Source organism: Streptomyces sp. XH2, from assembly GCF_049725035.1.
Lineage (GTDB): Bacteria > Actinomycetota > Actinomycetes > Streptomycetales > Streptomycetaceae > Streptomyces > Streptomyces roseoverticillatus.
On record NZ_JBMMMZ010000003.1, the window covers coordinates 367,827 to 385,221 of the forward strand.

Consider the following 17,395-nt stretch of genomic DNA (forward strand, 5'->3'; position numbering starts at 1 on the left):
CCGCCGCGGGGGCCGCGCCCCGGGGGCCGGCCCCCCCGCCCCCCGCGGGGCCCCCTTCCTGGGCCGAGGTCCTCCGGTCAGTCCTCGCTGGTGGCGGCGGGGAGCTGGGACTGGATGAGGTCCATGACCGAAGAGTCGGTCAGGGTGGTGACGTCGCCGAGGGTGCGGTGCTCGGCGACATCGCGCAGGAGGCGGCGCATGATCTTTCCGGAGCGGGTCTTGGGCAGCTCGGCCACCGGGAGGATCCGCTTGGGCTTGGCGATCGGGCCGAGCTGCTTGGCGACGTGCGCCCGCAACTCCTCGACCAGGCCCTCCTCCTCGGCGTCGGCGCCGCCGCGCAGGATGACGAAGGCGCAGATCGCCTGGGTGGTCTGCGGGTCGGTCGCGCCGACGACCGCCGCCTCGGCGACCTTGGGGTGCGAGACCAGCGCGGACTCGACCTCGGTGGTGGAGATGTTGTGGCCGGAGACGAGCATGACGTCGTCCACCCGGCCGAGCAGCCAGATGTCGCCGTCCTCGTCCTTCTTGGCGCCGTCGCCCGCGAAGTACTTGCCCTCGAAGCGGGACCAGTAGGTGTCGAGGTAGCGCTGGTCGTCGCCCCAGATGGTGCGGAGCATCGACGGCCACGGCTCGGTGAGGACGAGGTAGCCGCCGGAGCCGTCGGGCACCTCGCGAGCCTCGTCGTCCACGACCGTGGCCGCGATGCCGGGGAGCGGGACCTGGGCCGAGCCGGGCTTGGTCTCGGTGACCCCGGGCAGCGGGCTGATCATGATGCCGCCCGTCTCGGTCTGCCACCAGGTGTCGACCACCGGGGTGCGGTCGCCGCCGATGTGCTTGCGGTACCAGACCCAGGCCTCGGGGTTGATGGGCTCGCCGACCGAGCCGAGGACGCGCAGGCTGCTCAGGTCGAACTTGGCCGGGATGTCGTCGCCCCACTTCATCGCGGCGCGGATCGCGGTCGGCGCGGTGTAGAGGATCGTGACGCCGTACTTCTGCACGATCTCCCACCAGCGGCCCTGGTGGGGGCTGTCGGGCGTGCCCTCGTAGAGCACTTCGGTGGCGCCGTTGCTCAAGGGCCCGTAGACGATGTACGAGTGGCCGGTCACCCAGCCGACGTCGGCGGTGCACCAGAACACGTCCGACTCGGGCTTGAGGTCGAAGACGGCGTGGTGGGTGTAGGACACCTGGGTCAGATAGCCGCCCGTGGTGTGCAGGATGCCCTTCGGCTTCCCCGTGGTGCCCGAGGTGTAGAGGATGAAGAGCGGGTGCTCGGCGTCGAAGGCCTGCGGCGTGTGCTCCTCGGGCTGGCGCTCGACGAGCTCGTGCCACCACACGTCACGGCCCTCGGTCCAGCCGATGCCCTCCTGGCCCGTGCGCCGGACGACGAGGACGCTGCGCACGTTCTCCGTGCCGGGGCGGGTGAGGGCCTCGTCCACGGCGGGCTTCAGGGCGGAGGGCTTGCCGCGGCGGTAGCCGCCGTCGGCGGTGATGACGACGCGGGCGTCGGCGTCGTTGATGCGCGTGGCGAGGGCGTCGGCGGAGAAGCCGCCGAAGACCAGCGAGTGCGGTGCGCCGATCCGGGCGCAGGCGAGCATCGAGACGACGGCCTCGGGGATCATCGGCAGGTAGATGGCGACGCGGTCGCCCGCCTGCACGCCCAGCTCGGTGAGGGCGTGGGCCGCCTTGGAGACCTCGCGCTGCAGCTCGGCGTAGGTGATGGTGCGGGTGTCGCCGGGCTCGCTCTCGAAGTGCAGGGCGACGCGGTCGCCCAGGCCGTTCTCCACGTGGCGGTCGACGCAGTTGTACGCGACGTTGAGCCGGCCGTCGGCGAACCACTTGGCGAACGGCGGGTTCGACCAGTCGAGGACCTCGGTGGGCTCGGTCTCCCAGCTCAGGCGGCGGGCCTGCGCGGCCCAGAAGCCCAGCCGGTCAGCCTTCGCCTGCTCGTACGCCTCCGCGGTGACATTGGCGCTCGCGGCCAGGGCGGCAGGCGGTGCGAAGCGGCGCTCCTCCTTCAGAAGGTTGGCCAGGCTCTCGTTGCTCACGACATCTCCCTTTCTCAGGGTGCCCGTTGGGTGACCGTGCTGTGCCCGTGGGTGCCCGTAGTGTCCCGGGGCATAGCTCACCAGCCCGGGGCACGCCCTGACAAGGGCTGTTGATAAAAAATGGTTTAGACCTGTAGAAGAGGGTTCAGACGGCGTCGAGGACCTCGGGGCGTACGGCCGTGAAGGTGCGCGAGGGCGGGTCCAGGACGTAGGCCTGCGCCTCGCCCACGTGGAAGTACATGCCGTGCAGCTGGAGCGATCCCTCGGCCACGCGGCGGGCGACACACGCGTGGGCCATAAGGTGGTCGAGCTGCTGCATCACGTTGACGAGCGCGAGCCGTTCGAGGGCGTCGGCGACGGGCCGGTCGGCCATCGCCACCTCGCCGCGGCCGAGCCGCCCGATCCGCTGCGTCCGGGCCAGGCTCGGGCGGCCGTGGCGCAGCCAGCGGGTGAGCGTGGTCTGCGGCGAGCCGGGCTCCCCGGCCTCGGAGTCGAGCAGTGCCTGCATCGCCCCGCATCCCGAGTGCCCGCACACGGTGATGCTGCCGACCTTCAGCACCTCCACGGCGTACTCCACGGCGGCACCGACGGAGTCGCACGAGCCGTCCGTGGCGGGCGGCGGGATGAGGTTGCCGACGTTCCGCACGGTGAAGAGGTCGCCCGGGCCGCTGGAGGTGATCATGCTGGTGACGAGCCGGGAGTCGGCGCAGGTCAGGAAGAGCTGCGTCGGGCACTGGCCCTCGCGGGCGAGCCGCGCCAGCTCGGCCCGGACGAGCGGGGCCGTGTTGCGCTGGAACGCGCTGACGCCGCCGAGAAGTTGCTGTCCGCCCTGTGGGGCGAGGGTGTCGGCCGGTGCGGCGGGCCGGGTGCAGTGGTGGTTGCGCCAGGGCGTCCAGGGGCGGCAGGCGTGTGTGCTGGCCGGCTCGGCGATCGGCCGTCCGCCACGGCCCCGCAGGGTGACCCAGCCACCCCGCGCGCGATGGGCGTTCGTCCACGACTGGAGGGTGTCGTACGCGGTGTGGTCCATGAACGAGCCGCCCAGCTCCACGACCGCGGCCGCCTCCGGCGGCACCTGGGCCAGCACCCGGCTCAGCTTGGGGACCGCCAGGAACGTCAACTGGCCGCTGACGCGGACCAGGTGGCTGCCGTCCTCCTTGTCCACGGTGATGCGGGTGTGGGCGAGGCGCCGCAGAGAGAGGAACGCCGTGACCACGATGCCGACGGCGACGCCTTGCAGAACGCCGAACAGCACCACGGCACCGAGCGTGGACGCGTACATGGGGAACTCGCGGTGCCGCTGTACGTGCTTGATGTGCGCGAAGCTCACCATCTTCACTCCGACCACCATCACCAGTGCGGCCAGGGCCGCCAGCGGGATCAGCTCCAGGACCGTCGTGAGCAGGCCGGCGCAGAGAAGCACCCACAGCCCGTGCAGCACGGTGGACTTGCGGGAGGCGGCCCCCGCCGCCACGTTCGCCGACCCGCGGATCGCGCCACCGGCGATGGGCAGGCCGCCGAGGAGCCCGGACACCACATTGGCCGCCCCCTGGCCGGCCAGCTCGCGGTCGAGCCCGGCCGGCTCGTGCTGAAGGCCCGCGCGCTCGGCACGCAGCCGGTCCACGGCCACCGCGGACAGCAGCGACTCCATGCTCGCCACGAGTGTGACCGTCAGCACCGCGGCGAAGACGCCCAGCACCGGCCCGTCCGGCAGGGCGGGCAGCGCCTGCAGCTGCCACTGGGGGAGGGAGACGCGGGGCACGGTCATGCCGGTGCTGACGCCGGTGGCCAGGGCCACGGCGGCCAGCGGGGCGGGGACCGTGCGCAGCCACTGCCCGGCCCGGCCCGGCAGCCGGGGCCAGCCCACCAGGACGGCCGCCGTGACGGCTCCGACCAGCAGGGCCGAAGGATGCGGATGGCTCAGCTCCGAGGGGAGGGCGGCCAGATTCTCCAGAGCGGAGCTGTTCGGGGTGTCGCCCAGGACGACGTGGAGCTGGCCGAGGGCGATCGTGACGCCGATGCCGGCGAGGACGCCGTGCACGATCGCCGGGCTGACGGCCAGGGCCCCGCGGGCGACCCGGGCCGTGCCCAGGGCGAGTTGGGTCAGGCCGGCGAGCGCGGTGATCGCGCAGGTGGCCCGCCAGCCGTACTGCTGGACCAGCTCGGCCGTCACCACGACCAGGCCCGTGGCGGCACCGCTGACCTGGAACGGCGCTCCGCCCAGCAGCCCCGCCACGATTCCGCCGACCGCAGCCGCCACCAGCCCGGCCTGGAGCGGCGCTCCGGTGGCCAGCGCGATGCCCAGGGAGAGCGGCACGGCGATGAGGAAGATGACGAAGGACGCGGCGAGATCCCGGCGCCAGGTGGACCGGCCGGAGGGGCCCGGCACGTCGGCGGCTGCCCGTGGGTGGTGCGTCGATGGCGACTGAGGCTGCATGGGCGTTCCCGTCTTCGTCGGGGCGGCGCGGACGCGCTGAAGAGGCGGCCGTGGTCACGGCGCGCAGCGGCGGAAGCGGCTGCGGTGGCGGGGGTTAACTCAACTCTCGGTAAACGGATCGTAATGGAGAGTAAAGATCCCGGGAAGAGTGGAAGGTCGAATAAAGGCACGGTTCCATCGATTGAGTGAATTTGTCATTTTATCTGTCTGTCATACCGATATGGAGGGTCGGGCGTGCGACGTTGAGGTGCCGGATCGGGCAGGCAGCGAAGGCAGAGGTGGCTGATGGCCGCTGGATGGAAAGTGGCGCTGGGCGGCCTCACGGCCCTTGCGCTGGCGACGGGTTCGGCGGGCTGCTCGGGCGATGCGGATCCCGGCGCGCCGCGCGGCACCGCCGACCCCGAGGCCGGACGCCGTCCCGTCCGCCTCATCGGTGACGGTTCCACCGCCGATACGGGTCCCCAGCCCGGGCAGCCCACCCCCGACCGGCTCCAGCCCGGGCACAGGCCGCCGCAGTTCGTCGTCTTCTCCTGGGACGGCTCGGGCGAGGACGGCCAGCACCTGTTCTCCCGCTTCCGCGCCGTCGGCAGGAAGCACCACGCGACGATGACCTACTTCCTCAGCGGCGTGTACATGCTCCCCGCGGGCAAGCGGCGCCTCTACAAGCCGCCCCGGCACCGGCCCGGCGCCTCGGACATCGGCTTCAACACGGTCAAGGGCGTCAGGGACACCGTGGAACAGCTCCGCGGTGCCTGGCTCGACGGGAACGAGATCGGAACGCACTTCAACGGGCACTTCTGCGGCCCCGACCGGGGGGTCGGCACCTGGTCGCCCAAGGAGTGGAAGAGCGAGATCCGGCAGGTGCGGTCCCTGGTGAGGAACTGGAAGACCAATGCCGGCCTGAAGGAAGAGGATCCGCTTCCGTTCGACTACGGCAAGGAGCTCGTCGGCGGCCGCGCCCCCTGCCTCGAAGGCCAGCGCAACCTCGTGCGGGCCGCCAAGACCATGGGCTTCCGCTACGACGCGAGCTCCATCGGCGGCCGGCAGGTGTGGCCCCGCAAACTCAACGGGCTCTGGGACTTCCCCCTGCAGGACATCCCGGTACCCGGCCGGGACTTCGAAACCCTGTCGATGGACTACAACTTCCTCGCCAACCAGTCCGGCACGACCCGGGGCAGCCGCGCCCTGCACCGCGCCTGGGGCAAGCAGATGCGCGACGGCCTCCTCGCCGGATTCCGCCGCGCCTACCGCGGCAACCGGGCCCCCTTCTTCATCGGCGACCACTTCGAGTCCTGGAACGGCGGCACCTACATGCGGGCGGTCGAGAGCGTCATCAAAACCGTCTGTACCAAGGAGGAGGTGCGCTGCGTGTCCTTCAAGCAACTGGCCGACTGGCTCGACGCGCAGGACGACAGGCTCCTGTCGGCACTGCGCGGGCTCGACGTCGGGCAGGCCCCCAAGGGCGGCTGGGAGCGCTTCCCCGCCGCCCGGCGCGTCAAGCGGGCTGCGGGGTAGAGGCCCAGCTCTCGTCCAGCACGAAGGAGGGGTCGACCTGGGCCGCCAGATCGGCGCCCGTCTTGGCGTTGCCCCAGCTCTCCGCGTTCTTCAGGTGGAAGTGCACCATCTGGCGGGTGTAGCGCTGCCAGTCCCGCAGCTCGTACGAGCCGTCCGCCGTCTCGCGCAGGGTGCGCAGCGCCCGGTGGTTGTGCTCCTCGAGCAGGCCGAAGCGCGGTGGCCGGCCCTTCTCCATCGCCCGTACCCAGTCGGAGTGGCCGAAGGTCACCAGCAGGTCCTCGCCGACCTCGTCGCGCAGGAAGTCGATGTCGTCCTGGCCCTGGACCTTGTTGCCCACGACCTTGAGGCAGACGCCGAAGTCTCGGGCGTACTCCTTGTACTGGCGGTAGACGGACACGCCCTTGCGGGTGGGCTCGGCCACCAGGAACGTCATGTCGAACCGGGTGAACATGCCCGAGGCGAAGGAGTCGCTGCCGGCCGTCATGTCGACGACGACGTACTCCCCGGGGCCGTCCACCAGGTGGTTGAGGCACAGCTCGACGGCCCCGACCTTGGAGTGGTAGCAGGCGACGCCGAGGTCGGACTCGGTGAACGGGCCCGTGACCATCAGCCGGACGGGCCCGCCGTCGAGCTCGACCGGGCGGGCGCAGGCGGCGTAGACCGGGTTGTCCTCGGCGATCCGCAGCAGGCGCGAGCCCTCGCCCGGCGGCGTCGTCTTGATCATCGTCTCGGCGGAGGTGATCCGAGGGTTGCTGCCGCGCAGGTAGTTCTTGATCAGGGGGAGCTGAGCGCCCATCGCGGGCAGTGCGGAGGTCTCCTCCTCGTCCAGCCCGAGCGCCGCGCCGAGGTGCTGGTTGATGTCGGCGTCCACCGCGACGACGGGGGCGCGGTCCGCGGCGATGTGGCGGATGAACAGCGAGGACAGCGTGGTCTTCCCGCTGCCGCCCTTCCCTACGAAAGCGATCTTCATGTTCACCAAGCGTAGGTGGGAGGGTGCACGGAGTGAGAGCAGTGCGTGAAGAAGACCACTCGTTCGAGGGGTGTAGACCCGAAGTGCGTACTGTCTTACGCATGAGTACGACTGCCGACCCGCTCGCCGCCCTGGCCTCTCTCCCTGGCGTGGCCGACTCCGTGGACTCCGTGCGCAAGGCGGTGGACCGCGTCTACGGGCACCGGGTGATGCGCCGCCGCAGCAACGAGATCACTTCCGAGGCCGCACTGCGCGGCGCGCGCGGCTCGGCCGCGCTGTCCGGCGCCGACTGGGCGCTCGAAGAGGTGCGCCGCCGCACCGACTTCGGCGTCGAGACGGAGGCGCGGGCGGTGGGTGCCGCCCTGCGGCTGACCGCCGAGGCGGGGCAGCTGCTCAGCGTGTGGCGGCAGTCGCCGTTGCGCGTGCTGGCCAGGCTCCACCTGGTGGCCGCGGGCGGGACGCGGCCGGACGAGACGGTCGGCCGGCCCCGGCTGGAGGGGGAGCCCGTCGACGAGCCGCTCGTCCGGCTGGCGGTGCCCAGCGCGTCGGAGGTGGCCGGACGGCTCGAGGGCCTGGCGGGGCTGCTCCTCGCGGGGACGGAGGCGCCCGCGCTGGTGACGGCGGCCGTGGTGCACGGCGAACTGCTCGCCCTGCGCCCCTTCGGCTCCTGCAACGGCCTGGTCGCGCGGGCCGCGGAGCGGATCGTGCTGGTGGGCAGCGGGCTCGACCCCAAGTCGATCTGCCCGGCCGAGGTCGGCCACGCCGAGCTGGGTGCGGAGGCCTATCTGGCCGCGCTCGACGGCTATGCGTCGGGCACGCCGGAGGGGGTCGGGGCCTGGATCGCACACTGCGGCCGCGCGGTCGAGCTGGGCGTACGGGAGAGCACCGCGGTGTGCGAGGCGCTCCAGCGCGGAGCCGCCTGAGTCCACGGGGCTTCCGGCCGCGGCGCTGACCGCTGCGGGAGGCTGCCCGGAGCGGATCAAGTGCCGCACAGGGTTGCGGCGATACCGGTCAACTCCGGTACCGCCGCTGGCATGTTCGCCGGGTTACCATGCGTGCACGATATTTGCCCATCAGGCCGGGGACTTTGCCCGTCACCTGGTGCGGCTGGCCCGTAATCGACGGGTCGGCGTCGCGTGGGTGCCCGGCGTTCATGCGTCGGTCCGTGGGGCCATGGTGCGTGAAAGGGCGTCCTCCCGGATGTCCCTGGTCTCGCGGGCCGTTAAGTCCTTTCTACTCCTGTCGCCGCTCAAGCGGAAGGTTGAGCCGCAGTTCTTTGCATTCAGCGCTAAAGCGGGGCAATGCGGCTGCCCGGCTCCCGGCGCCGCCCGGCCAGCCAGACCAGACCCGCGGTCGCCGCGGCCGCCCCGCCCCCCGCCGCCGCGGCGAGGGGGGGGCGCGAGGGCATCGACAGGGCGGGCACCCGCTGTTTGAGCCGGACGGGGCGGTTGAAGGAGAGGACCGGCCAGTCGCGCGCGGCCGCCTCCCGGCGCAGCGCCCGGTCGGGGTTGACCGCGTGCGGGTGGCCGACGGTTTCGAGCATGGGGATGTCGGTGACGGAGTCGCTGTAGGCGTAGCACCGGGAGAGGTCGTACCCCTCCGACTCGGCGAGCTCCTTGATGGCTTCGGCCTTGGTGGGTCCGTAGGCGTAGTACTCGACTTCGCCGGTGAAGGCGCCGTCCTCCACGACCATGCGGGTGGCCACCACGCGGTCCGCACCCAGCAGTTCGCCGATGGGCTCGACGACCTCGGCGCCCGAGGTGCTGACAATCACCACGTCGCGCCCGGCGGTGTGGTGTGCTTCGATGAGGGAGGCGGCTTCGTCGTAAATGATCGGGTCGATGAGTTCGTGCAGGGTCTCGGCGACGATCTCGCGGACCTGCTGGACATTCCAGCCCCTGCAGAGCGCCGAGAGATACTCGCGCATCCGCTCCATCTGATCGTGATCGGCTCCGCCGGCGAGGAAGACGAACTGTGCGTACGCCGTGCGCAGCACGGCACGCCGGTTGATCAAGCCACCTTGGTAGAACGACTTGCTGAAGGTGAGCGTGCTCGACTTCGCAATGACCGTCTTGTCCAGATCAAAGAACGCGGCTGTCCGGGGCAACGAGTGGTTTTCCACGATGCCGAGCATAGGCGCCCTCCATTCGGCGTAAGCTGAGGCGTGTGGGTTTGCCTGAGAAGGCTCTCGGGTACACCATGGAAGTCACGGATCGTTCGCGACCGTGTCTAACCCGGTCCGACTCCTCCCCCCCCCGAGTCGGCCGTGGGGACGACCCCCGCTCTCCCCCCCGGCGGGGGTCGTCGCATGTCCGGATGCATTTTGCGGGTCCTCACCCGGCATTCCTCCCTCCCGCGCCGCCCGTCCGGCGGCTGCCTCCCTCCCTTCATACACGCTACGCAGCGTAATCGGCGGGCTGCTCTGCGGAAGTCACCGGTATAGGTGACCGGGATATTCACAGTGGCTGAGTTGTCCACAGTTTTTGACCAAGATCCACATTGTTTTCCAGTTCGCTGCACGGTGATTCCCCGCGCTCTTCCGCGATGTCCGCGGATGCGAGAGCGCGCAGTTGAGACGGGGAGGACACCGTGGCCGGATCCAGCACATCCGAATGGCCGCCAGCCGCCGGTGGGAGGCAGCGCGGACCACTGATCATCGCCGAGGACGAAGAGCTGCTCGACGACCTGCTGCGCCTGTGCGCGGCGGCCGGCGCCGTGCCCGAAGTGGCAGCCGGCGCCCCCGCGCGCCGCGGTGCCGGCCTCGATCCACCGCTGATCCTGGTCGGGGAGGACAGCGCGCGCCGCCTGCGCGGCTCGCGCCTCGCGGCCCACGGGGATGCGGTCCTGCTCGTCGGCCGGGACCGCGGCGACGCCGGGGTGTGGCAGCTTGCCGTGGAGATCGGCGCGCGGGATGTGGCGCTGTTGCCGGGCTGCGAGGGCCGGCTCGTCGAGCGGATCGCCGACGCCGTCGAAGGCGCCGGGCGGCCCGCCCTCACTCTCGGAGTGATCGGCGGGTGCGGTGGCGCGGGTGCGAGCACGCTGGCGTGCGCCCTCGCCGTCAGGGCCGCCGCCGACGGCCGGCGCACCATGCTCATCGACGGCGATCCACTGGGCGGTGGCCTCGACGTCCTGCTCGGCGGCGAAAGAGCGGGAGGGCTGCGCTGGCCGGCCTTCGCCGACTCCCGGGGCCGCGTGGCGTGCCGGGCGCTGGAGGAGGCCCTGCCCGAGCTCCACTCGATGCGCCTGCTCAGCTGGGACCGGAGCCCCTGCACAGCCGTGCCGCCCGACGCGGTGAAGGCCGTGCTGGCCGCGGCGCGGCGCCGCGGAGGGGCGGTGGTCGTCGATCTGCCGCGCCGGCTCGACGAAGCGGCTCTCGAAGCCGTCGAACAGCTCGACGCGGGCCTTCTGGTGGTGCCTGCGGAGCTGCGGGCCGTGGCCGCGGCGCACCGCGTCGCCGCCACCGTCGGGGCGGTCGTCGGCGACCTGCGGGTGGTCGTCCGCGCTCCGCGCACCCCCGGCCTCGACGGTGAGCAGGTCTCCCGCCTCCTCGGTCTGCCCCTCGCCGGCGAGCTCCCTCCGGAGACGGGCCTGGCGGCCGCGCTCGCGGCGGGCCGGCCGCCGGGCGGCGAGCGCGGCCCGCTGGCCCGGTTCTGCACCGACTTCTGGGCCTGCTTCGAGGCCCTCCAGCGGGCGTCGTCATGAGCACCGGACTGCTGGAGGCCGTGCGGCTGCGGCTGGCCGAGAGCGGCGCCGAACCCACGCCCGCCAGGGTCGCGGAGGCGCTGCGCCAGGAAGGGCGGCTGCTGGGAGACGCCGAGATCCTCGGCGTCGCGGCCCGGCTGCGCTCCGAGCTGATCGGCGCCGGTCCGCTGGAACGGTTGCTGGCCGAGCCCGACGTCACCGACGTCCTCGTCACGGCCCCCGACCAGGTCTGGGTCGACCGGGGCGCCGGCCTGCAGCGCACGGACGTCGTCTTCCCTGATGCCGCGGCCGTGCGCAGGCTCGCCCAGCGGCTCGCGGCCATCGCCGGGCGGCGGCTGGACGACGCCCGCCCCTGGGTCGACGCCCGGCTGCCCGACGGCACGCGGCTGCATGCGGTGCTGCCCCCGATCGCCGTCGGCTCCACCTGCCTCTCGCTGCGCGTCGTGCGCCCCCGCGCCTTCACCTTGGACGACCTGGTGGCCGCCGGAACGGTGCCGCCGGGCGGGGACAGGCTGCTGCGGGCGGTGCTCGAAGCCAGGCTCTCGTTCGTGATCAGCGGCGGAACGGGCAGCGGCAAGACGACGCTGCTGACCACCTTGCTCGGATTGGTGGCGCCGGACGAGCGGATCGTCCTCGCCGAGGACTCCGCCGAACTGCGCCCCGATCACCCGCACGTGGTCCGGCTGGAGACCCGGCCGGCGAACCAGGAGGGCATGGGCCTGGTCACCTTGCGGGATTTGGTCCGGCAGGCCCTGCGCATGAGGCCGGACCGGCTGGTGGTGGGCGAGGTCCGCGGAGCGGAGGTCACGGACCTGCTGGCCGCTCTCAACACGGGGCACGAGGGAGGTTGCGGCACGGTCCACGCGAACGCCGCGGCCGACGTGCCCGCCCGGCTCGAAGCCCTGGGCTCGGCCGCCGGCCTCGACCGGGCCGCGCTGCACAGCCAATTGGCGGCCGGCCTGGCGGTCGTGATCCATCTCGTGCGGGAGCGGGGCGGGCGGCGGCGCGTCGCCGAGGTGCATGTGCTCGACCGGGACCCCGCCGGGTTCGTCACCACCGTGCCGGCCGTCGTCTGGAGCGCCGAAGGCTTTCGGCGGGCGCACGGGTGGGCCCGGCTGGCCGGGCTGTGCGAGCGGGGCGGAGCGATGCCGTGACCGCCGCCGGGACGATGCCGCCGGTCGCGCTCGAGAGCGCCGCCACGCTGAGTGCGCTGTTCACGGCCTGGCCTCCGGCCGGCCCCGGCCGGGAGTTGCGCCGTGCCCGGCTGCTGTTCGCGGGCAGCGGACCGGCCGCGCCCGCCGACTCGTGGCCGCCCGCCTGGGCGAGGGCGTGGGGCGGCCGGCTGCGCCGGTGGGCGCGGGACAGGCAGGAGCTGACGTGCCTTCCGGTCGGTGGTGGTGTGGCCCTGTTGGGGGCGTCGCTACTGCCGCTGGCGGCCGCGCTGGTAGCTGTCCCTCTCGTACGGAGGTGGCTGGCCGCTCGGCGTGAGCAGGGCGAACGGGAGCGGCGCGAGGCGGCAGTGATCGAGCTGTGCGGCACGGTCGCGGGCGACCTGAGGGCGGGCAGACAGCCAGGCCAGGCGCTGGCCGGCGTGCCCGCGGGGGACTTGGGCCCGCAGTGGGCCGCCGTTGCGGCGGCGGCGAGGTTCGGCGGCGATGTGCCTGAGGCCCTGCGGGCTGTGGCCGTGTGCCCCGGGGCCGAGGGGCTGCACGGAGTGGCGGCCTGCTGGCGTGTGGCCGTGGACGGGGGTGCGGGGCTCGCATCCGGGCTCGAACGGGTAGCGGCCGCGCTGAGCGCCGAGCGGGACCAACGGGAGGAGCTGCGGTCGCAATTGGCGGGCGCGCGGTCCACCGCCGTGATGCTGGCGCTGCTGCCCGTGCTCGCCCTGCTGATGGGCAGTGCGCTGGGAGCCGCGCCGCTGAGAGTGCTGCTGCACACCCCGGCCGGGCTCGGCTGTCTGCTCCTCGGCGGACTCCTGGAGAGCGCCGGCATCGCCTGGACCGGGCGGATCGTGCGGGCGGCGGCAGGTGAACCGGACGGGCGGCGCGCCGGTGAGCGGGGCAGGCCCGGCACCTCGGCGGCGGGGGGAATCTCGTGAGTGCAAATGTTATCCACAGCCTGTGGATGATGGTTCTTGTGGGCGTCGCGTCCGCCGGTGCGGTGAGCATGGCGGTCCGGATCCGCAGGAGGGCGGTGGCGCGTCAGCGGGCGGCTGCTCTGTTCGGGCGTGAACCCGTCACGGCCGCAAGGGTGCAGGGGCTTCGGGCCTGTGCCGGCCGGCTGCCGGGTGCCCGGGACTGGCTTCCCACGGCGGGGGCCGGAGCTGCCGGGATCATCCTCCTCGGCGGAGCGCCCGGGTGCGTGGTGGGACTCGCCGCCGCGTACGGCATGTGGCGGTGGCGGCGGTGCCGGAAGAGAGCCGGCACGACGACCGACGGTCTGGGGCAAGCCCGGCCGGGGGAGGCCGGGAGACAACTTCCGCTGGCCGTCGATCTCATGGCCGCATGCCTGGCGGCCGGCGCCGGGCCCAGGGAGGCGGCCGAAGCGGTCGGCCTGTCGCTGGGCGGGCCAGTGGGCGAACGGCTCGCCCGGGCCGCGGCGGAAGTCCGGCTCGGCGGCGACCCGGCCACGGCCTGGGGTCGCTTGGGCAGCCTTCCGGGCGCTCAGGGGCTCGCCCGCTGTCTGGAGAGGGCGCAGGCGACGGGAGTGCCTGCCGTGGAGCCCATGTCGCGTCTCGCCGGCCGCTTGCGGGCCGAGCGCGGCAGGGCGGCGGGCATACGGGCCCGGCGCGCGGGCGTCCTGGCGACGGCTCCGCTCGGGCTGTGCTTCCTGCCCGCGTTCCTGACGGTCGGGGTGGTGCCCGTGGTGATCGGTCTGGCGAGTGGTCTGACGAAAGGACATTGACGGTGAGTGGGGTGCAGGTCGTGGCAGCGATGACGGTGGGGAAGACGATGGTGGGGAAGACGATGACGGTGCGGAGGGCGCCCGTGCGCCGGGGCTGGTGCGGGGCGCACGGGGGACTGCCGGTCCGGTCGAGGTACCGGTCGCCGGGCGGAGGGCGGAGCCGGTGGTGGCCCGGCGGCTGGGACAGGCCCTGGCGGTGGCCGGTGCCGTGGCGGACAGGCAGGCCTTGGGTCCTCGCGGCCGGCGATGCGGGCATGTCGACGGCCGAGTACGCCGTCGGCACCGTAGCCGCCTGTGCGCTCGCCGCCGTGCTCTACAAGGTGGTCACGAGCGGGGCGGTCAGCGCGGCTCTGCAAGGGCTCATCGGGAGGGCGCTCAATGCGCCGTTCTGACGGGTCGTCCGGTAATCCGCCCGGTCGGCCGCCCGGGGGCGGACGGCTAGGGCTGCGCACCTTCGCGGGCAGGGGTTCTGACGGAGGGTCCGGCGAGGTCGTCCTCGCCGGACCCGCCCGCGGACCGGACCGGCACCCTCCGGCTGTCCCGGCGTCGGGCGGCCACCGGGGTCGCCCCCGGCGCTGCGACGGCGGCTATGTGACCGCCGAGGCGGCGATGGTGCTCCCGGCGCTGATTCTGTTCGGCATGGCCCTGATCTGGGGGCTGATGGCCGCGGCCGCGCAGATCCAGTGCGTGGACGCCGCTCGGGCAGGTGCCCGGGCGGCCGCCCGGTCGGATCCGGAGACGGTGGCGGTCGCGGCGGCCCGGTCCGCCGCGCCGCAGGGGGCCAGGATCGCCGTCGCGCGGGAGGGAGACCTCGTACGGGTACGGGTCGAGGCCCGCGCGGCGGGGCCGCTCGCCGTGCGGCTGGGCGGAGAGGCGGTGGCCCTTGCGGAGGAGACGGTGCGGTGACCGGGGGATGGCCACAGTGTGGGTGGCGGTGGCGGTCACGGCGCTCTGCGCGGTGTTCGCGGCGCTGCTGGCCATGGGGCAGGCCGTGGTGGCCCGCCACCGGGCGGGCGGCGCGGCGGACCTGGCGGCGCTGGCCGCGGCGGACCACGCCCTCGACGGCCAGGAGGCCGCGTGCGGCCTCGCTCGGCGGGTGGCCGCCGCTCAGGGGGCGACAGTGGTGCGCTGCGCCGTGAGCGGTGAGATCGCCGAGGTCGCGGCCGAGGCCGGGGCGGGTCCGTATGCCGTCCGGGTGCGGTCGCGGGCGGGGCCCCCGGAGGCGGTGGGGTTCACCCCTGTGGCCGTATCGGCGGCAGCTTTCCTCACAGGCCCTGATCTCCTGGGCCCTGATCTCCGAGGCCCTGATCTTCGGGGCCCTGATCTCCGAGGCCCTGATCTTCGGGGCTCTGAACTCCGGGGCTCTGACCTTCGAGGCCCCGGTCTTCCGGGGCGTCCCTGAGGAGCCGGGTGAGGAGGCGGATCGCGGCCCGCTTGTCGAGGGGGTCGTTGCCGTTGCCGCACTTGGGGGATTGCACGCAGGAAGGGCAGCCCGTGTCGCACTCGCAGGCGGCAATCGCCTCGCGGGTGGCGGTCAGCCAGCGGGCGGCGGTGTGGAAGGCCCGCTCGGCGAAGCCGGCGCCGCCGGGGTGGCCGTCGTAGACGAACACGGTCGGCAGGAGCGTGTCGGGGTGCAGGGGGACGGAGACGCCGCCGATGTCCCAGCGGTCGCAGGTGGCGAAGAGGGGGAGCATGCCGATGGAGGCGTGTTCCGCGGCGTGCAGGGCGCCGCCGAGGGCCTCGGGGTCGATGCGGGCCTCGTCGAGCTGGTCCTCGGTGACGGTCCACCACACGGCGCGGGTGCGCAGCGTACGGGGCGGCAGGTCCAGTTTGGACTCGCCCAGGATCTCGCCGGTGATCAGCCGGCGGCGCAGGAAGGAGACGACCTGGTTGGTGACCTCGACCGAGCCGAAGCACAGCCGCGCCTCCCCCCAGGGGATCTCGGCGGCGGTCTCCAGGACGGAGATGGAGGTCGTGTCGCGGGCGGTGGTCGAGTACGGCGGGTCGGCCTGCTCGACGAGGGCGACGGAGTCCTCGAGGTCGAGGCGGCGGACGAGGTAGGTGCGGCCCTGGTGGAGGTGGACCGCGCCCTCGTGGACGGAGGCGTGGGCCGCGGCGGCGTCCACGGTGCCCAGCAGGCGTCCGGTGCCTTCCTCCACGACCTGGACGGGCCGGCCGCCGCCGCCCCGGATGTCGGTCAGGTCGGCGGCCCGCTCGCGGCGGGTCCAGTGCCAGGCGGCGCCGCGGCGGCGGAGCAGCTTGCGGCCTTCGAGCTGGGTGAGCACGCCCGGGGCCGCGGGCCCGAAGAGGGACAGGTCGGCCTCGGTGAGCGGCAGCTCGGCGGCCGCGGCGCACAGATGGGGGGCGAGGACGTAGGGGTTGTCGGGATCGAGCACCGTGGATTCCACGGGCTGCCGGAAGAGCGCCTCCGGGTGGTGGACGAGATAGGTGTCCAGGGGGTCGTCGCGGGCGACCAGGACGGCCAGGGCGCCCCGGCCCGTACGGCCCGCGCGGCCGGCCTGCTGCCACAGGGAGGCCCGGGTGCCCGGGTAGCCGGTCAGGAGGACGGCGTCGAGGCCGGCGACGTCGACGCCGAGCTCCAGGGCGGTCGTGGCGGCCAGGCCGAGCAGTTCGCCGGTGTGCAGGGCGCGCTCGATGGCGCGGCGCTCCTCGGGGAGGTAGCCGCCGCGGTAGGCGGCGACACGCCCGGGGAGCGAGCGGTCCACGGCGGCGAGCCGTTCCTGGGCGATCAGGGCGATGAGTTCGGCGCCGCGCCGTGAGCGCACGAAGGCGACCGTGCGGACGCCCTGGACGACCAGGTCGGTGAGGAGGTCGGCGCTCTCGGCGGTGGCGGTGCGGCGCACGGGGGCCCCGCGCTCGCCGTGGAGCTCGGTGAGCGGGGGCTCCCACAGGGCGAAGACGAGTTCGCCGCGCGGGGATGCGTCGTCGGTGATCTCCACCACGGGGACGCCCGTGAGCCGGGTCGCCGCGGTGGCCGGGTCGGAGGCGGTGGCCGAGGCGAGGAGGAAGACCGGGTCGGACCCGTAGCGGGCGCAGACGCGCCGGAGGCGGCGCAGCACCTGGGCGACGTGCGAGCCGAAGACGCCCCGGTAGGTGTGGCACTCGTCGATGACGACGTAGCGCAGGGCGCGCAGGAAGGAGGACCACTTGGGGTGGGCGGGCAGGATGGAGCGGTGGAGCATGTCGGGGTTGGTGAGCGCGTAATTGGCGTACTGGCGCACCCACTCCCGCTCCTCGACCGGCGTGTCCCCGTCGTACACGGCGGGCCGGACGCCCTTGCCCAGGGGCTCGGCGAGGGACCGCACGGCGCGCCGCTGGTCGGCGGCCAGGGCCTTGGTGGGGGCGAGGTACAGGGCGGTCGCGCCGCGGCCGTTCGGGGCCTCCGAGCCGTCCAGCAAGGCGCTGAGGACCGGCGCCAGGTAGGCGAGGGACTTCCCGGAGGCGGTGCCGGTGGCCACGACCACCGACTCGCCGCGCAGCGCGTGCCCGGCGGTGAGCGCCTGGTGGGCCCAGGGCCGCTCGATGCCGGCGGCCCGGACGGCCTCGACCACTTCCGGCCGGATCTGCTCAGGCCAGGGGGCATGACGTCCCGGACGCGGGGGCAAGTGCTCCGTATGAGTGATGCGTGCAGCCCGGTCGGCCCCGGCGGTCAGTCGGTCGAGGACTGTCCGGGGAACGGGATGTACGCCCGCCTCCGGCGGGAGTTGATCGTTGGCCATCGGCACCGAGTGTGTCACTGGCGTGACGGACAATGGCGTCAAGGCGTCGTGCGCGCCTGCCGGTAAGTGATTGAATGCCATCGCG

Annotated in this window: 13 protein-coding genes and 1 pseudogene; 9 read left to right on the forward strand and 5 right to left on the reverse strand. The window is 73.3% G+C overall.

Annotated features, from left to right (window positions below):
* Positions 1–77: 77 nt before the first annotated feature.
* Both acs and ACOTKD_RS08720 read right to left on the reverse strand, forming a co-directional pair.
* Positions 78–2,045 (reverse strand): acetate--CoA ligase, encoded by a 1,968-nt coding sequence (gene acs, locus ACOTKD_RS08715; RefSeq protein WP_424888279.1) that lies wholly within the window; start codon positions 2,043–2,045, stop codon positions 78–80.
* A 145-nt stretch (positions 2,046–2,190) separates the two neighbouring features.
* A complete protein-coding gene (locus tag ACOTKD_RS08720; protein ID WP_424888280.1) occupies positions 2,191–4,479 on the reverse strand; it encodes a SulP family inorganic anion transporter in 2,289 nt (762 codons plus the stop codon).
* 285 nt (positions 4,480–4,764) lie between these two features.
* Between ACOTKD_RS08720 and ACOTKD_RS08725 the strand changes: the two genes are divergently transcribed.
* Positions 4,765–5,994 (forward strand): hypothetical protein, encoded by a 1,230-nt coding sequence (locus ACOTKD_RS08725; RefSeq protein ID WP_424888281.1) that lies wholly within the window; start codon positions 4,765–4,767, stop codon positions 5,992–5,994.
* Here ACOTKD_RS08725 and ACOTKD_RS08730 read toward each other — a convergent pair.
* Complete coding sequence (locus ACOTKD_RS08730) at positions 5,975–6,964, reverse strand: ATP-binding protein (protein WP_424888282.1); 990 nt, start codon at positions 6,962–6,964, stop codon at positions 5,975–5,977. The two genes, ACOTKD_RS08725 and ACOTKD_RS08730, sit on opposite strands and share 20 nt — an antisense overlap.
* A 101-nt stretch (positions 6,965–7,065) precedes the next feature.
* On the opposite strand from ACOTKD_RS08730, the gene ACOTKD_RS08735 reads away from it, so the two are divergent.
* A complete protein-coding gene (locus ACOTKD_RS08735) occupies positions 7,066–7,887 on the forward strand; it encodes an oxidoreductase (RefSeq protein WP_424888283.1) in 822 nt (273 codons plus the stop codon).
* A 365-nt stretch (positions 7,888–8,252) separates the two neighbouring features.
* Here ACOTKD_RS08735 and ACOTKD_RS08740 read toward each other — a convergent pair whose 3' ends face one another.
* Positions 8,253–9,098 (reverse strand): HAD family hydrolase, encoded by an 846-nt coding sequence (locus ACOTKD_RS08740; RefSeq protein ID WP_424888284.1) that lies wholly within the window; start codon positions 9,096–9,098, stop codon positions 8,253–8,255.
* Positions 9,099–9,553: 455 nt separating this feature from the next.
* Here ACOTKD_RS08740 and ssd point away from each other — a divergent pair, with 455 nt between their 5' ends.
* The 7 genes and pseudogenes from ssd to ACOTKD_RS08775 form a co-directional block, all read left to right on the forward strand.
* Positions 9,554–10,666: a septum site-determining protein Ssd gene (gene ssd, locus ACOTKD_RS08745; RefSeq protein WP_424888285.1), complete on the forward strand. Its 1,113-nt coding sequence runs from the start codon at positions 9,554–9,556 to the stop codon at positions 10,664–10,666.
* The gene (locus ACOTKD_RS08750; protein WP_424888286.1) at positions 10,663–11,820 is read left to right on the forward strand and encodes a TadA family conjugal transfer-associated ATPase; all 1,158 of its coding nucleotides are present in this window, start codon (positions 10,663–10,665) and stop codon (positions 11,818–11,820) included. Before ssd ends, ACOTKD_RS08750 begins: the two co-directional genes overlap by 4 nt.
* Positions 11,821–11,834: 14 nt before the next feature.
* A complete protein-coding gene (locus ACOTKD_RS08755; protein ID WP_424888403.1) occupies positions 11,835–12,764 on the forward strand; it encodes a type II secretion system F family protein in 930 nt (309 codons plus the stop codon).
* Positions 12,765–13,162: 398 nt separating this feature from the next.
* Positions 13,163–13,570 carry a type II secretion system F family protein gene (locus ACOTKD_RS08760; protein ID WP_424888287.1) on the forward strand — a complete coding sequence of 136 codons (408 nt, stop codon included), beginning with the start codon at positions 13,163–13,165 and terminating at the stop codon, positions 13,568–13,570.
* A 254-nt stretch (positions 13,571–13,824) separates the two neighbouring features.
* On the forward strand, positions 13,825–13,962 hold the full coding sequence (locus ACOTKD_RS08765; protein ID WP_107043061.1) for a DUF4244 domain-containing protein: 138 nt from the start codon (positions 13,825–13,827) through the stop codon (positions 13,960–13,962).
* Between the two features lie 199 nt (positions 13,963–14,161).
* Positions 14,162–14,476 (forward strand): TadE family type IV pilus minor pilin, encoded by a 315-nt coding sequence (locus tag ACOTKD_RS08770; RefSeq protein WP_359104081.1) that lies wholly within the window; start codon positions 14,162–14,164, stop codon positions 14,474–14,476.
* Positions 14,477–14,483: 7 nt separating this feature from the next.
* Positions 14,484–14,795, forward strand: a pseudogene (locus ACOTKD_RS08775) (Rv3654c family TadE-like protein); the annotation flags it as partial.
* Between the two features lie 40 nt (positions 14,796–14,835).
* Here the strand turns inward: ACOTKD_RS08775 and ACOTKD_RS08780 are convergent.
* Positions 14,836–17,391 (reverse strand): DEAD/DEAH box helicase, encoded by a 2,556-nt coding sequence (locus tag ACOTKD_RS08780; protein ID WP_424888288.1) that lies wholly within the window; start codon positions 17,389–17,391, stop codon positions 14,836–14,838.
* Positions 17,392–17,395: the final 4 nt, after the last annotated feature.